General features: G+C 38.7%; 16 protein-coding genes. 7 read left to right on the forward strand and 9 right to left on the reverse strand.

What is annotated here, in order from left to right; translation table 11 throughout:
• Positions 1-127: 127 nt before the first annotated feature.
• From rpoN to B155_RS0108090, 7 genes are all read right to left on the reverse strand, one after another.
• Entirely contained in the window at positions 128-1,636 is a 1,509-nt protein-coding gene (gene rpoN, locus B155_RS0108060; RefSeq protein ID WP_018127753.1) for an RNA polymerase factor sigma-54, read from the reverse strand.
• Between the two features lie 6 nt (positions 1,637-1,642).
• The gene (locus B155_RS0108065; RefSeq protein ID WP_018127754.1) at positions 1,643-2,230 is read right to left on the reverse strand and encodes a DUF3109 family protein; all 588 of its coding nucleotides are present in this window, start codon (positions 2,228-2,230) and stop codon (positions 1,643-1,645) included.
• A 53-nt stretch (positions 2,231-2,283) separates the two neighbouring features.
• The gene (gene dprA / locus B155_RS0108070; RefSeq protein WP_018127755.1) at positions 2,284-3,405 is read right to left on the reverse strand and encodes a DNA-processing protein DprA; all 1,122 of its coding nucleotides are present in this window, start codon (positions 3,403-3,405) and stop codon (positions 2,284-2,286) included.
• Entirely contained in the window at positions 3,383-4,378 is a 996-nt protein-coding gene (obgE, locus tag B155_RS0108075; RefSeq protein WP_018127756.1) for a GTPase ObgE, read from the reverse strand. The genes dprA and obgE overlap by 23 nt, the downstream gene beginning before the upstream one ends.
• A 116-nt stretch (positions 4,379-4,494) precedes the next feature.
• Positions 4,495-5,340, reverse strand: a complete 846-nt coding sequence (gene accD / locus B155_RS0108080; protein ID WP_018127757.1) for an acetyl-CoA carboxylase, carboxyltransferase subunit beta — start codon at positions 5,338-5,340, stop codon at positions 4,495-4,497.
• 59 nt (positions 5,341-5,399) lie between these two features.
• Positions 5,400-6,062 (reverse strand): tRNA (adenosine(37)-N6)-threonylcarbamoyltransferase complex dimerization subunit type 1 TsaB, encoded by a 663-nt coding sequence (tsaB, locus tag B155_RS0108085; RefSeq protein WP_018127758.1) that lies wholly within the window; start codon positions 6,060-6,062, stop codon positions 5,400-5,402.
• A 23-nt stretch (positions 6,063-6,085) separates the two neighbouring features.
• On the reverse strand, positions 6,086-7,366 hold the full coding sequence (locus tag B155_RS0108090) for a dihydroorotase (RefSeq protein WP_018127759.1): 1,281 nt from the start codon (positions 7,364-7,366) through the stop codon (positions 6,086-6,088).
• A 273-nt stretch (positions 7,367-7,639) separates the two neighbouring features.
• Between B155_RS0108090 and B155_RS13190 the strand changes: the two genes are divergently transcribed.
• Entirely contained in the window at positions 7,640-7,960 is a 321-nt protein-coding gene (locus tag B155_RS13190; RefSeq protein WP_018127760.1) for a YciI family protein, read from the forward strand.
• Here the strand turns inward: B155_RS13190 and B155_RS0108100 are convergent, their stop codons facing one another.
• The gene (locus B155_RS0108100) at positions 7,961-8,701 is read right to left on the reverse strand and encodes a LolA-like protein (RefSeq protein WP_018127761.1); all 741 of its coding nucleotides are present in this window, start codon (positions 8,699-8,701) and stop codon (positions 7,961-7,963) included. It abuts the gene before it with no gap.
• An 89-nt stretch (positions 8,702-8,790) separates the two neighbouring features.
• On the opposite strand from B155_RS0108100, the gene xseA reads away from it, so the two are divergent.
• The 6 genes from xseA (at position 8,791) to azu (ending at position 14,310) form a co-directional block, all read left to right on the forward strand.
• Entirely contained in the window at positions 8,791-9,981 is a 1,191-nt protein-coding gene (xseA, locus tag B155_RS0108105; RefSeq protein WP_018127762.1) for an exodeoxyribonuclease VII large subunit, read from the forward strand.
• A 6-nt stretch (positions 9,982-9,987) separates the two neighbouring features.
• Positions 9,988-10,950, forward strand: coding sequence for an FAD-dependent oxidoreductase (locus B155_RS0108110; protein ID WP_018127763.1), 963 nt, complete (start codon positions 9,988-9,990; stop codon positions 10,948-10,950).
• Positions 10,951-11,053: 103 nt separating this feature from the next.
• A complete protein-coding gene (locus B155_RS0108115; RefSeq protein WP_018127764.1) occupies positions 11,054-12,145 on the forward strand; it encodes a hypothetical protein in 1,092 nt (363 codons plus the stop codon).
• A 112-nt stretch (positions 12,146-12,257) separates the two neighbouring features.
• On the forward strand, positions 12,258-13,235 hold the full coding sequence (locus tag B155_RS0108120) for a BF3164 family lipoprotein (RefSeq protein WP_018127765.1): 978 nt from the start codon (positions 12,258-12,260) through the stop codon (positions 13,233-13,235).
• Positions 13,236-13,253: 18 nt separating this feature from the next.
• Positions 13,254-13,727: a TspO/MBR family protein gene (locus tag B155_RS0108125; protein WP_018127766.1), complete on the forward strand. Its 474-nt coding sequence runs from the start codon at positions 13,254-13,256 to the stop codon at positions 13,725-13,727.
• A 112-nt stretch (positions 13,728-13,839) separates the two neighbouring features.
• Positions 13,840-14,310: an azurin gene (gene azu, locus B155_RS13195; protein WP_018127767.1), complete on the forward strand. Its 471-nt coding sequence runs from the start codon at positions 13,840-13,842 to the stop codon at positions 14,308-14,310.
• A 77-nt stretch (positions 14,311-14,387) separates the two neighbouring features.
• Here azu and B155_RS0108135 read toward each other — a convergent pair whose 3' ends face one another.
• A complete protein-coding gene (locus B155_RS0108135) occupies positions 14,388-15,536 on the reverse strand; it encodes a sensor histidine kinase (RefSeq protein WP_018127768.1) in 1,149 nt (382 codons plus the stop codon).
• Positions 15,537-15,775 lie beyond the last annotated feature (239 nt).

The following is a 15,775-nucleotide window of genomic DNA, read 5'->3' on the forward strand; positions in this document are numbered from 1 at the left end:
TATCGTCTCCCCTATTTCCATTCTGCAGCATAGATTTCACCATCTTTAGATGCCACAAATATTTTCTTTCTTTCATGTCGAATACCAAAAGAAGTTGTTCAAGTACAGCGTAAATATTTAACAGTGTTTAAACAATCTGTTTGCGAAGCCTAGCAACCGGTTCGTTTAATTGCTCACGGTATTTGCTAACGGTACGGCGTGCTACTTTATATCCTCTCTCATTCAACTTTTCAGCAAGATGTTGATCACTTAATGGATTTCTCTTGTCTTCTTGATCGATAATTTCTTGTAAAGCGTCTTTTACCTCTCGATTCGATACTTCTTCTCCACTTTCCGTTTCCAACGCTTCGTTAAAGAAATACTTAAGCTCGTACACCCCGCTATTGGTTTGCACATATTTCCCATTTACTACTCTTGAAATAGTCGAAATGTCCATCCCGATTCGTTCTGCAATATCCTTCAAAATCATAGGCTTCAAACTGTCGCCGTATTTAAAGAAGTCTTCTTGGAGGGCCACCATCGTTTTCATTACATTCATCAAGGTATTTTGGCGCTGCTTAATAGACTCAATAAACCAGTTTGCTGAATCTATTTTCCCTTTTATAAAATTTTGAGTTTGTTGATCAGGTTTCGATTTTTTTTCCTTGATTTCATCCCACATCTGCTCGTACTCGGGTGAGATTCTAAGCGAAGGGGCGTTTCGTTGATTTAGATTTATTACAAACTCTCCTTTGTCTAAATCACGTTCGTCGGTATTTCGCCAGTATACTTCAAAATCCGGCTCAATGTAATTGGAATTAGATTCCATGTCGGTGGCTACTGCACCAGGGCGAGGATCCATATGTTTAATGGCCTCAAAAGCATCTTTTAGCTCTTCTTCAGTGGTATGCAATTTTTGAAGAATCTTTGAAAAGTGCTTCTTTTCAAAAGCCTCCCATGCATCACGTACCATACGAATGGCTAAATCGCGGCCCGGCAACTCACTTGAAGCTTGCTGCAATTGCACATATAAACAATCTTGCAAGCTTGTAGAGGCGATACCAATTGGGTCGAGTAATTGAATCTGTTTCCTTACTCGATCTACATCTTCCACTTCTACATATACACTATGATTGAAGGCAATATTATCGGCCACGGCTTCCATCTCTCGCCTGAAATAACCGTCTTCATCCAATGAACCCAGTATTTGATCAGCAATCAGTTCTTCATCTTCTGAAAAATCTAATAGACTCACTTGATGCTCTAGATCTTCCAACAAAGAACTATGATAAGGATTTGGTAAGTCTCGCCAGTCTTCCATATCTGGATGCGTGGGCGTTGAATAGCTTTCGCCATCATATTCGGTATTGGAATCAAATTCATCCCAATCCACATCGTGATCTTCTAAACTTTCCAGCCCGTCTTTTTCTTCTTCCGACTTAGGCTTCTCGGTTTCTTCCGATAGGGACTCAAAAGTTACTTCTGTAGGCTCTACCTCTTCGAGTATGGGGTTCAGTTCTAACTCTTCTTTAATGCGCTGCTCTAAGGCAATTGTAGGAAGCTGCAGTAGCTTTATAAACTGCAACTGTTGCGGCGACAGCTTTTGCTGTAAACTCTGCTGCTGTTTTTGATTTATATTTTGCTGATGGCGAAGCATATAAGCTTATGAATGATCCTCTTGTTCCCTAATATGTTGGCATGCCGCAAGAAATTCGTCATACCAATCTTGTCCATATCTTCGAACGAGAGGTTTCTCTAGAAATTCTGCTAAATACACACCTTCGGCTTCCCCTTTTTCACAACCACTAGAGCATAGTGAAGGAACGTATTCGAAATTTGCATAATCAAAATCTGCAAAACGCTTTAAACGAACAGGAAATAAATGGCAGCTTAAAGGCTTTTCCCAGTTTACTCTTCCTTCAAAAAATGCTTGTTGAATCGCACAGTAAGATTCACCGTTATCTCCATACTTTACAAAGATACACTCGGCTTCGTTCACACAAGAAATCTCGTAACCCGCTTTCTCACTTCCGATTACAACTCCTTCGCGTTCCGCTACTTCAATGGCTTCAGGGCGTAATTCATCCTTTAGTAGCCTATAGGCTTTGTGCAGTATTGGAATCTCCCCTTTCACAACGGGAGCACCGGCATCGCCTACTACACAACATGCGCCTTTGCAGCGTGGGATATCGCATGCAAATTTTGAGGTAGCTATCTCTTCGGTCAGTATGGTATCTTGAATTTGAAACATACCCCGAAGATACAAATAGTGTGCCCAAATTCTGTTTTGTTCTTCGTTTTATCTTAACGCAGTTCGAAAATTTTCCCTGCTTTTTGAACCACCAGATCTTGCATCTCTAACTGTAGAAGGGCTACTAAAAGGGAGCTTGTATTAACCTCTAGTGTATCCGCTAAAGCATCTATTTGAATGGCCCCGTTTTCTAATTGTGAACATATAGCCGTACTTAACTCATTAAGCTCATACTCTCGCCAGCCTACGGATGGCTCATCATTTGTAATTGAAACAGAATCTGCTTCAAAATCTATGGGAAGTTCCACCAATACATCATCAACTACTTGAACCAGTTTAGCGGCACCTCTCTTAATTAAGTAGTTACATCCTGTGCCCGACATATTTCCTAATGGATGAGGAATAGCAAATACTTCTCGGTTTTGATCTAGGCCCAGTTCGGCAGTGATCATACTCCCTCCTTTTATACCCGATTCAATCACCAAAACTCCCAAACTTAAACCACTTACTATCCTATTTCTTATGGGAAAATATCCGGGTTCTGCCATGGTGCCCATTGGGTATTCAGAAACAATAGCTCCACCTGAAGCTACGATTTCCTTTGCCAGCTCAGCATTCGCCCTTGGGTATAACTTATCTATACCTGATCCTAATACAGCAACCGTTGGGGCATTCGCTTTTAATGCTGATTGATGTGCAATGGTATCAATTCCATAGGCTAATCCACTAAAAATGCACAATCCTTGCTCGGCTAATTCAACACTTAATTGAGCAGCTTGCTTCTTCCCGTAGGTTGAGGCGTTGCGCGTGCCAACTATAGCAACTCCCAATCGAGAAAGTGCTTCTATATTCCCTTGTACCCATAGCAAGATGGGAGGATCATAAATCTCTTTAAGTAAGCGAGGGTATCGTTCGTCGGCTAAGGAAAGTAATTGTACACCCGCTTGTTCCGTAGACGCCATTATCTCGTCTACTTTCTTCCATTTATCGAAGGTTAAGATAGAAAGCGCTGTGGCCTCGCCTAACCCTTCATAACTTCGAAGTTGGGTTTTACTTAATGAAAATAGATTCTCAAGTTGCTCACATTCAAGCAGTAAGCTTTTAATACGCTTTGAGCCTAATCCGGGGATTAAGGTTAGAGCAATGAGGTTCCTAAGAATCGAGTTGTTTGACATGTTGCAGCTTTTCCCATAGAGCTTCTTTTAACTCATCTACCCCATGACCAGTAGCAGATGAAATAGGAATTACGGGAATTTCGTCATCAATATGAAATTCTTTGTCAAGCTTAAACCCTTGTTTTAAATCCATCTTGGTGATTGCTAAAACGCGAGGTTTATCCAACAAATCTTTACGATAGGCTTTTAACTCATTAACAAGCGCTTCATATTCGTACTCGAAATCACTTTGTGAACTCACCATAAACAACAAGATGCTGTTTCGTTCGATATGACGTAAGAACTGTATCCCTAAGCCTTTGCCTTGATGAGCTTCCTCGATGATACCCGGGATATCGGCCATTACAAAACTACGGTAGTCAGAAAATTTAACTACTCCTAAATTCGGCTCTAAAGTTGTGAATGGGTAATCTGCGATTTTTGGTTTGGCATGAGATAACGCCGAAAGCAGTGTACTCTTTCCTGCATTTGGAAAGCCCACTAAACCAACATCTGCAATAAGTTTTAGCTCGAGTTCAACTACTCGTTCTTCCCCTGGTTTACCTTCCTGAGCGTATTGTGGCGTTTGATTCACAGAACTTTTGAAATGCCAGTTACCAAGTCCGCCTTTTCCACCTTCAGCTATAATTATTTCTTGCCCATCTTCGGTAATCTCGCCCAATCGCTCTCGAGATTCTGCATCGAAAGCAACCGTTCCCAAGGGCACATTCAGTATAATCGATTCCCCATCTTTACCTGATGATCTACTGCTTCCACCATTCTCACCTGCTTTGGCTTTGATATACTTCTTATATCGTAAATCAAGAATGGTATTAAGCTGTGCATTTCCTTTAAGTTTTATGCTCCCGCCTTTACCGCCATCGCCACCATCGGGGCCTCCTTTGGGTACATATTTCTCTCTTCTTAGGTGAGCTGAGCCGTCACCCCCTTTTCCTGCGGTTACATATATCTTTGCGTAATCAGCGAATCGCATGATTTATTCTCTTTTATTCTATGCTTGTTCTACCCTTATGGGTAAGGCAATGCCGATGGATCAACATCGGCATTGTGTTCTTAAAATCTAATTCTTTCGGTAATCTAGGTGCTAGATTACTTTTTGTGAGTAATCAGCTTCAATAGTTTTGTCAGCTTCGACTTCATACTTGTTCTTGATACGATGAAATCTAAGAAGCCATGTTCTAGTAAATATTCAGCAGTCTGAAAGCCTTCCGGTAAATCACGCCCAATAGTTTGGCGTACTACACGTGGACCTGCAAATGCGATTAATGCACCTGGTTCAGCCACATTGAAGTCTCCTAACATCGCATAACTTGCAGTTACACCACCAGTTGTTGGGTTGGTCATGTACGAAATGAATGGGATTCCTTCCTCTTCGAGCTGTGCTAACTTTGCCGATGTTTTAGCCATCTGCATTAAACTTAGTACACTCTCCATCATACGCGCACCACCTGTTTGTGAGATGATAATCAATGGCACTTTGTGTTCACGGGCATAGTCGATAGCGATTCCGAGTCGCTCACCAACAACCGAACCCATACTTCCACCAATAAAGCCGAAATCCATACAGCCCACAACTAAATCAAGGCCATTCATTTTACCAACACCCACTTTGGCAGCATCGGTTAAGCCTGATTTTTTCTTAGCCTCTTCTAGGCGTTCGGTGTACTTTTTACGATCTGAGAACTCTAGAGGGTCAACAGACTGAATCTCTTCTCCTAATACTTCATACTCGTTCTTATCGAATATGATGGAAAAGTACTCTTTACTTCCAATTCTGAAATGGTAACCACTTAACGGATCAACCCAAAGATTATCCTCGAGTTCACGTCGGTGAATAGTTTCCCCAGTGGTAGGCACTTTCACCCACACACCTTCCGGCATTTCTTTCTTGGTTTCTGTTTGTATGTTACTGTCTTTGCGTTTGAACCAACTCATATATCTGGTTTTAAAATTTCGTCTAAAATAAAGATTCTAATACTTAAATAAGAATGTGATTATGCACCCGTATTATTTATTTGGCTACTGCTTATGTAATTCGGATTTAAAGCCTCAACATTCGTTTTTACACAATACTCTTTAAAGTTCGGCAACTGATATAATTCTAATAAGCTCTCAGCTGATATAAACTCATTATCATATACTGAGATACCTTCCAACCGTTCCTTATTCAAACGATTGATACCCGTTCCTGAAATACTTTGCCCTGCTTTAAGAGCATCTTCCAGTTCACTAATTTCCAATAATTTAGCTTCACCCAATGCTTCTAATCGCTTGCCTCTTGTAAATGCTTGGTGATATACATGAGTACGACGCGCATCAATGATCGCATGAACTTCTGCATTACCTTGCTCAGCTACCATGGCCAATGATGCCAATGTATTTACCGCAAATAGATCTACCTCAACACCAAATAAGAGTCCTTTTAAAGCACTGGCTGCAATTCTTAATCCTGTATATGATCCTGGGCCATTACTTACCAAAACAGCATCTAAATCACCCATTGAGAATTCGTGTTCATTCATGAATTCTTGGGTAAATATGAATACATGATCAGAATGTACCCCTCGTCCTTCTACGTGCTTACTCCACACCTCACCTTCCTTATTTTGGAAGGCAACAGAGCAAATGTTAGTAGATGTTTCGTAGGCTAGTATCATAACTTATTAAGCAGATTTTTAATCTACTTCAGCGTGTTTAAAACTAACTCGCCTTTATTGAATATAGCTACAGCTCTACCTTCTAGCTTCTTATCGATATAAGGAGAGTTTTTCGACTTAGAACGAATGTTTTTTACATCATAGGTCCACTCTTCATCGGTATTGAAGAAAGTTAAATTCGCCTTAGCACCTTCCTCAATTTTAAGCTCTTCTAAATTCAGAATTGATCTTGGGTTGTAACACAATTTCTCAACCAATTCATTGAGGTTTAACTTTTTTGTCTTTAGAAGTCGCATATTTGAGATACTCCAAGCCGTTTCAAGACCTAAAATGCCATTTGGAGCGTAAATAAATTCCACTTCTTTTTCTTCAATGGCATGTGGGGCATGGTCGGTACAAATCACATCGATGGTTCCATCTACAAGCCCTTCAATCATAGCATCTACATCTGCTTGTGTTCTTAATGGCGGATGCATTTTGTAATTGGTACTAAAGTTTTGACGCTCAATCTCTTCATCGGTTAAATCAAAATGATGAGGGCATACTTCCGTAGTTACTTTAACGCCTTGTTTCTTCGCTTGGCGTACTAAATCGACCCCTTTTGCTGTACTGATGTGAGCCACGTGAACATGACCACCTGTGTATTCAGCTAGTAAGATATCGCGAGCAATCATCGTCTCCTCTGCAATCCCTGGAGTTCCATCTAGGCCTAGTCGTGTACTTACACGGCCTTCATTCATATGCCCTGGTCTTGAAAGCGCTAAGTCTTCTTCGTGGTTGATAATTGGCACCCCTAGCATTGATGAATATTCTAAGGCTACTCTCATTACTTGAGAATCATAAACGGGATCGCCATCATCACTAAAAGCAACCGCACCGCCATCTTTCATATCGCCCATTTCTGCGATGGATTTACCTGCTCTATCTTTTGTAACACATCCAATAGGGTGTACATCAACAGGTGTAGACTCGGCTTTCTTGATGATGTACTCTACAACATCACGGGTATGGGTAGCAGGCTTCGTGTTCGGCATACATGCTACTGCGGTAAAACCACCAAAGGCAGCAGCGGCACAACCGGTTTTAATAGTTTCTTTATGTTCGAAACCAGGCTCACGTAAATGGATGTGCATGTCCATCCAACCTGGACTTACATATGCTCCTTCAAAATCATGGGATTCTTCACCCTTATTCAGTGTTAACCCACTTCCAATTTCTTTAATTACTCCTTCTTCAATTCTTATATCAACCGTGTCGGTACCTTTATGGTTTTTACTTACAGGGCGTACGTTTTGTAGGAGCATCTTATCTTTTTTAATGATTTGAATTCGCCTTGAATATAGGGGTTTTACACGATTGGATTAATTGAAATCTTAAAAACATTCTAGATGTTTTTGCACCATATCCAATCAATTTAATTTATACCGCCAGGCGTTGAGTATCACCGTTTTAAAAATTGAACATTATCGTTGAGAACAGTACGGGGTATTAAATTTATTAGCATTAGTCCACGCATCTGATTTTATTAATGCTGATTTAGAATTTCGGGGTCGATATTAATACTAAAATTGAAGCGTATGAAAAATTACATGCTCATATTTCGTGGTCAAAAAGGGGTGGATACTTCAGATGAAGCTTTAAAAGAACGGATTACCCTTCATATCAATTGGATAAAAAAACTGGGCAACCAACATATTGACTCGCAGAGACTTGAAGAGAAAGGCGCTCATATATTAAATCACGATACCGTTTATACAAGTGGCCCATTTATACAAGATGAGGAAATTATTCTTGGCTTTACTACCATAGCGGCAAAAGATTTAGATGAAGCAATATTCCTTGCCAAGACTTGCCCTCTTCTAAACTATTTCGAGATTGTTGTGCGGCCAGTTGCTTAATCAGAATTCTTTGAACAACGATTCAGCGGGCTGAAATTCTGTGTTTATCTCGTTAATGAGAAATAGCCGCATATCATCCCCATGTTTTATACTGATGGAAAATGGCATCATAACTTCATTTACTCTTCGATAATCCGACAATTCGTAATGAATCACCTCTTGTTCTCCATTCAATAAATACACCTGCTTCATAATGGGTAAATAGGATTCTTTGGAAATGAAGTACATTTCCTCCCCATAGCTTAGTCCCGTAAGTCGAATGATATAGGCTTCCACAAAATCGGTTTTCACTTCCCCTTCGTAATACACTTCCAATCCTTGATCTTCAAAAGTGAATAAGTTGTTCGTGTAAAAGTGACTATAATGATGTTCATCCAAAGATCTTCGACGTAATGAAGTATGGTTATCATTGTCATGAATCCAACCACGACGACCATACCTTGATATTGAGTAGTTTAGTGAATCCCCTTTAACATCTATTCGCGCCCATCTTCGCTTAAACGTGTACATCTCAAAAGGTTGTTGCGTACTTCCCTCTTGTAGCATCACTCCAGTAGCTAGAAAATAAGTTGATTTAATATTGGGCTGTTTACCCCCTAGAGAATCTATAACTGTACTGACGAGCGAATTCAGTTCTTGTTCATACTCAATAATATCTCTGATGTACTTAAGTCGGTCTTGAGCTACCAACACAGGTACACATAAGTGGGCAATCAGTATGGTTATGAATACTTTTTTCATATATCCAAGAGATATGATTCCTTCATTATAACAGATATGAAGTAATAAATCTCGTATGTTTTGCCCTTCAACTTTTATCAGACAATCGGATGGCTAACCAAACTCCTTTCTTATTTGATATCCCCACTGTTACTGAGTTAACGGGAAAGATTAAGACCTTACTAGAACAAAACTTTAATGACATTCTTGTGGAAGGTGAGGCAAGTAATGTTAAGCAAAGTTCTAATGGGCATGTGTACTTCACCTTAAAAGACTCTGGGGCTCAATTACCCTGTGTGATGTGGCGAAGCACCGCTAAAAGATTAGGAGTTGAATTAAGAGATGGCCAACAAATTGTAGTAGGTGGCGACCTTCAAGTATATGCGCCCCATGGGCGATACCAAATGATTGTAAGTTTAGTGCAACAAGCTGGAATCGGAAAACTTCAGCAAGCATTTGAGGAACTCAAAGCTAAACTTAAAGCCGAAGGATTATTTGAAGACATTCATAAAAAGCCACTCCCAAAATTCCCTCAAACAATTGGAGTGGTTACCTCCAAAACAACCGCTGCATTCCAAGACATCCGATCAACGCTTGAAAAGCGCTGGCCATTAGCCACAATCAAATTATATCATGCCAGTGTACAAGGTGTAAATGCTGCTCCTGAAATTGTAAAGGGAATAGAGCACTTTTCAACCACCAACAATGTAGATGTGATTATTATTGGGCGAGGCGGCGGCTCTCTGGAAGACTTATGGCCATTTAATGAAGAAATTGTGGCTCGTGCGGTATATGCATGCACGGTTCCTATTATAAGTGGAGTTGGCCATGAAGTGGATTTTTCTATCTCAGATTTTGTAGCCGATAAAAGAGCAGCCACTCCCACTCAAGCAGCTGTTATGGCCACACCTGATATCGATGAAGTAAAAATGTACGTGGATGACCTTCACCGAAGAATGGAGTTGAATACCAAAGGCGCCGTTCAGTATTACAAAGATAAAGTGGATAGTATGGCTAAGTCGTATGCACTATTAGCGGTACAACAGAAACTAAGCCATTCCAGAAATAAGATAGCCACCTTAAAAGAACAACTAAGTAATAGAACGGTATCCTTACAAAGAGATCGCAAAGATAGAATTACACACTTATTGCATCGTATGGAAAAACAAGATCCGAACGAACCTCTAACAAAGGGTTTTGTGCGAGTTTGGCAAGGAGATCAATGGATTAGAAAAGCTGCTCAATATCAGAAAGGCACATCCACAGAACTTCAATGGAAAGACGAATCAATTAAGCTTTAGCACTAGATGAGTACCGAGTTAATTACCATTATTGGAGGTGGTGTAAGTGGATTAACCACTGCTTGTATTCTCCAAAAATCAGGATTTAAAGTTCGAATTATTGCTCGAGAACCCTTCGAAAAAACCGTATCGGCCAAAGCCGCTGCTATTTGGTTTCCCTTTTTTGCCAAACCCGTTCACAAAGTAAATGCATGGAGTTTACGTTCTTTCGAGTATTTCTTAGAGCTTTGCCATAAGCCCGAGTCAGGTATCAGTCTAGTACCATTTACGGTATATGAAGAGTCGGCAGAAAAGCCCTATTGGTACGATGCTCTTCCTAAGAAATCGACAGTGAAGCCTACAAAAGTAAACGTTTTTGAACGAGAAGCTTATTCATACTCCATCAAAATTCCACTTATAGAAACTCAGTTATATCTCCCCTATCTCAGAAAGAAGTTTCTAGACCAAGGGGGTTTATTAGAAGAGCGTACCATAAATTCGTTAAATGAATTTGATGAAAATGAATGGGTTGTAAACTGTACCGGATTGGGTTCTATGCATTTGGTATCCGATAAAAACATGTATCCTATCAAAGGCCAAATTGTTAAAGTAGCAAGCCACTCATCTGTGATGGGGTTGTCGCTGGAATTTCCGGTAGACGACAAAAACGAAGAACTTATATATGTAATCCCTCGGAAAGATTGTATAGTTATTGGTGGGTCAGCTATTCCTAATGATGACACCGAAGACATCGATCATGACCTTACTAAACGAATGCTACATAGAGCTTCACAGATAGAACCAAGGTTGCGAGATCTTGAAATACAAACAGTTTTAACAGGCATGCGCCCTGGTAGAACATCTATTCGACTTGAAAAAGAAGAAGGACGAAAATTAATCCATAATTATGGGCATGGTGGCTCAGGTTTTACTGTTGCTTGGGGATGTGCTGAAGAAATCAGCCAAATAATTTCAAACAACACCCATTAAATGCAGTGATAATAAAAGTTTTCATCTATACTTTTAAATTATTGTCACCGTTACTCTCGCAATAATTGCATTTATGCATACTAACAATTCAATACTTTTATCTATGAAATCAAGAATCCGCTACTTTTTTGTTGCAGTTTTCACCGTACTAGGTGTTCATGGCACAGCAAATGCTCAAGACAATCAGCTCACCTTTTATGGTGATGTTCGTGTAGGCCACATTGGTAATGACACAAATGCCGATGGACTTGGAGGGAATAACTCATTACTCAGAATGAGACCTGGAATTAAATATCTGTTTAATGAAAACCACTCGTTTTCAGGACGACTGGCCTATTTAGTATCCGTTGAATTTGAAGACTTCGATGTTAGTTTAGAAGCAGATTATAACAACAGAGCTTTATCCTATGGCACACTGGGTATCGATGAACTATACTATCAATATTCTGATGCTAAAAACTTGCTTAAAGTTGGGCGATTCCAGCAATCATTTAATGTTTTAAGTAATGCTCAACGCTCTCATTTTAAATTCCAATCTAACGCGAATTTTGTACACTGGACGGATGGAGTTCAATATCGTCGGTATCTAAATAACGGATGGTTTGGGGAAGCTATCGTTGAATTCCACGAAGCAAATGTTTCTTATCCATATAGCTTTGGCCTCGATTTTGATGGAGACCATTTGAATGTGGCAAGCTTCTTGAACTTTGAACATCGCCAAAGAGATGAAAATAACATCATCCAGAAAGGATTCACAGTAATGTGGGCCCCTCATACTTATATTCAAGGTTCAACAGTAAGTGATTTTATTAGAGATGATTACCTAGCTATCAGTTCTAGAATAGCTTATGACCTTCCAAAACCTGATGCCTTAAAAGGTGGTTCCATTCGAATTGCAGGTGAACTTGGTACTAATTTACACGACCGAATAGAAAATGCGTACAGCATGGTGGCGTCCTTCGGAATTAACAACTATGCGGATAAACATGAACTCATGTTAGAGTTGGCTAAAACAGGCTCACAGTGGTTAACAGCTTCAAGTTATGCTCGAAATGCAGACGAGTTGGAAATTCGATATCGTTATCACTTTAACCCAAAATTCAATATGGATTTCAGATATCGTATCAGAGATTATAGAATTGATGGGGTTGCCAACAGATATTCAACATTTATTCGAGCTACCTATAAGTTTTAAGTATATACAGTAGTACTGTTATTTTTTTATTATCGCTTGAAGTTTAGGCTTTGCTTATGCACCTTAATTTCAAGTGATATTTTTTATCTACATCCTCTACTACTGAACTAGCATGAAACACCTACTTATCAAATGTATTGTTGCTAGTGTTGTATGTTTAATAGGTATGCTGAATTGCTTTGAAAAAGAAGTTGTAAAAGATAATCTTGAACTATTGAGTAGCACTACGGAATTTAGTGATGAACTCTTTTTTGCATATCCGAAGTACATAGCTGACACAGGAGTTTCGCTTGTTATCACCGATTTAAATGATTCAAAAATAGTCGAAGTTGATTATTCAGGAAAGTTAATTCGTACTTATGGTCAGAAAGGTAGAGGACCTGGTGAATATCTAATGCCTTCAAATCCAATAATGGCAAATGACCTATTATATATTTCCGATGCTGGAAATGCTAAAATTTTAACCTTTGAAAGTAATGGAAGTTTCAATAACGAGATTAAAATTTCAGACCCAATTTTAGAATTTACCACGAATGGTGAGTATTTATATGCATTCACCTTCAACAGTGTAGACGACAGGTTAATAAAAAAATATTCTATGAACGGTGAGTTCATAAATTCATTCGGTAAGTTAGAAACTACAGAAGAGACATCACTAAATAATATCACAAAACTGGTGATATACAATAATGAGTTATGGGTACTTCATCTATATTTTCCAATCCTTAAAATATATTCCTTAGATGGTGAATTAATTCAAAAGTATAATTTATCAAACGCATTTGATTACTCAGAGAGATTTAACCAATCGAAGGAAAAACCAAAATATTCAAATGTATCTGGCCAAAAAGTTATCTATCAATCTATTACAATGAATAAAGATGGGATTTATTTAGGCATTTATGATCCTAGCAATAATAATATTATTGCAGATCATTTTAACTTTGATGTAATCCCAATAACTCGATATAGGTATACATCTAATGATGAAAAAATCTATCATTTTCATTCAGTACTAGTTGACTCTACTTTATATGTAGCTGGCGCAGATACAGAACCGGGATTGTTTATATTCAATAAAACTGACTGAATAAATCAAAGTCATTAAATGAAACACCTACTTATCAAATGCATTGTTGCTAGTGTTGTATGTTTGGCCATGGGTGGGCTTTCGGGTGTCGTTACTGCTGATGCAATACCTACTTGGTACACAACCATCCAAAAGCCTTCTTTTAATCCACCTAGTTGGGTTTTTGGCCCAGTTTGGACTACCCTTTATATCTTAATGGGCATTGCATTTGGTGTAATCTGGGATTCGGACAGTTCCAATCCTATGAAGAGAAAAGCGATGGGTATCTTTGGAATTCAACTATTACTTAATGCACTTTGGAGTATTTTGTTCTTTGGTTTGCAAAACCCCTTTGCCGCATTTATTGAAATCATTGTACTGCAGATTTTCATCCTTCTCACAATCCTCTATTTTTATAGAATCAAAGCTTGGACGATATGGCTACTTGTACCCTATTCACTTTGGGTTGGCTTTGCTTCCGTACTCAATTATTCCATATACATCCTTAACTAAAGCCACCTATTTATTGCTATTGTTTGGCTTTCAGGCAGATAAAGCTTCATAGAATCTTCATATAAGAGTGCTAGCTTTTAACTGTATAAAGAATAACCTCTATTACAAAAAAATGAACGTATTAATAACATTATTGACGGTTCTATTTTTAGCAAATCCAGTGGCACCTAACACGGATTCAGAAATTAAAACCACTCAAGAGAACAACACTATAACTGAAGTTGTAATCGAATCTAACGACAAGATGAGATTTAACTTAAAAGAGATCAAAGTTAAAGCAGGTACCACTGTTAAATTAACTTTGAAGCATGTAGGTAAATTACCTAAACAAGCTATGGGGCATAACTTTGTTCTTTTAAAGCAAGGCGTTGAATTACGCGACTTTGCCATGGAAGCTACTAAGTTTAAAGCCAACGATTATATCCCAGAAAATACCAATGATACTATCGCCTACACTGATCTAATTGGTGGAGGGGAATCAACTACAATTGAATTTGAAGCTCCAGAAAAGGGCACCTATACATTCCTTTGTAGTTTCCCTGGTCACTTTGGATTGATGAAAGGAACTTTTGTAGTGGAATAAAACCACTCTAAAAATTGATTATCTAAGTTTGTTGAAAAGCCACAAAGTTGAACCCTTCGTGGCTTTTTTTATTTCTACTATTTCGGCAAGCTGAAGAAAAAAGTAGAACCATCGCCATCCGAAGTGGCATCAAGTGTTCCATAATGCTTCAAAATAATACGGTGCACGATGGCTAGCCCTACCCCAGTTCCATCAGCTACATTGTCATCATGTAGTCGTTGAAACACTTCAAACATTTTATGCTTATAGCGCTCGTCGAAACCAATACCATTATCCTTTACATAGTATGTAATGTCTGCATCGGTCTCTTCTGCATATACATCTATTTCTATAGGATTAGCATCACCGGCGTATTTAATAGCATTCCCAATAATGTTTGAGATCACTTGCTTAAGCAATAACTCATCACCATATGCTTTTGGAATATCTTTTAAGTTGAATTGAATGTCTCGTTCTACATTCATAGCAGCAATCAATTCATCATAGCTATCTTGGAATATTTCACGCATATCCACAGGTTTCTTAATCAAATCACGACGGCCTAATCTTGAGAACTCTAAGATTCCCTGGATGAGCTCATTCATTTTGAGCGCACTTTTTGAAATCGTTTCTAGCTTTCTGAATTCATCCTCATTTAATTTGCCAGCACTTTCTTCTTTCAGTAAGGAACTGTAACCAAGGATTGCACGAATAGGAATCTGTAAATCGTGAGAAATTGAGTAGCTAAAACTTTCTAGCTCTTTATTCATTTCATTGAGTGCACTTGTTCTTTGGCGAACTTTATCTTCCAAGTTTTCATTGAGCTCTACAATTTCATCATTCGCTGCTTTTAGAGAAGCAGGACTCGGTATCTGAAGCATCTCTGGAACACTCTTGTATAACAAAAACACCGTGGCAATTGAAACGATTGCCATAATCATTTTTAAGATACCCGCAATGTTATAATAAGGGACCCATACATTTAGAATGGCTATGAGGTGAACAGTACCGCAGGCAATAATAAATACGGCAAAGGCTACAAACAGCCCTTTCATCTCAAGATCTTTTCTCTGGTTTACGAAATACACTAACAGACCCGGAATCATAAAATAGGAAAATGCTGTAATGCCATCTCCAATCACATTAGCCCAAAGTACTCCAGGCTCCCAAAAATAACAGGCCCCATGTGGCATGTAGTTATTTGTGAATAGCTCCAAAATTGAACTCAGCAGTATTGAACTTACCATATTATTTCTCTCATTAAATTTCTGTACCTCAACTATTTAATAAATAGTTTTTTGCTCCGAATTACCATTACAATGCAATAATATTCGGAGTACAATGCACACCTGCGCATTTACCTTATTTTACATTATCGGCATTATAATTAAATAGACTAACTGTTTCGAAAAAATGTTTGAAATAAAAAAAGCTCAGTGTATTACTGAGCTTTTTCGTCATTTGAATAAGCTTGGCGTGGTAAAAC

The sequence above is a fragment of the Balneola vulgaris DSM 17893 genome, assembly GCF_000375465.1.
GTDB classification, from domain to species: Bacteria; Bacteroidota; Rhodothermia; order Balneolales; family Balneolaceae; genus Balneola; species Balneola vulgaris.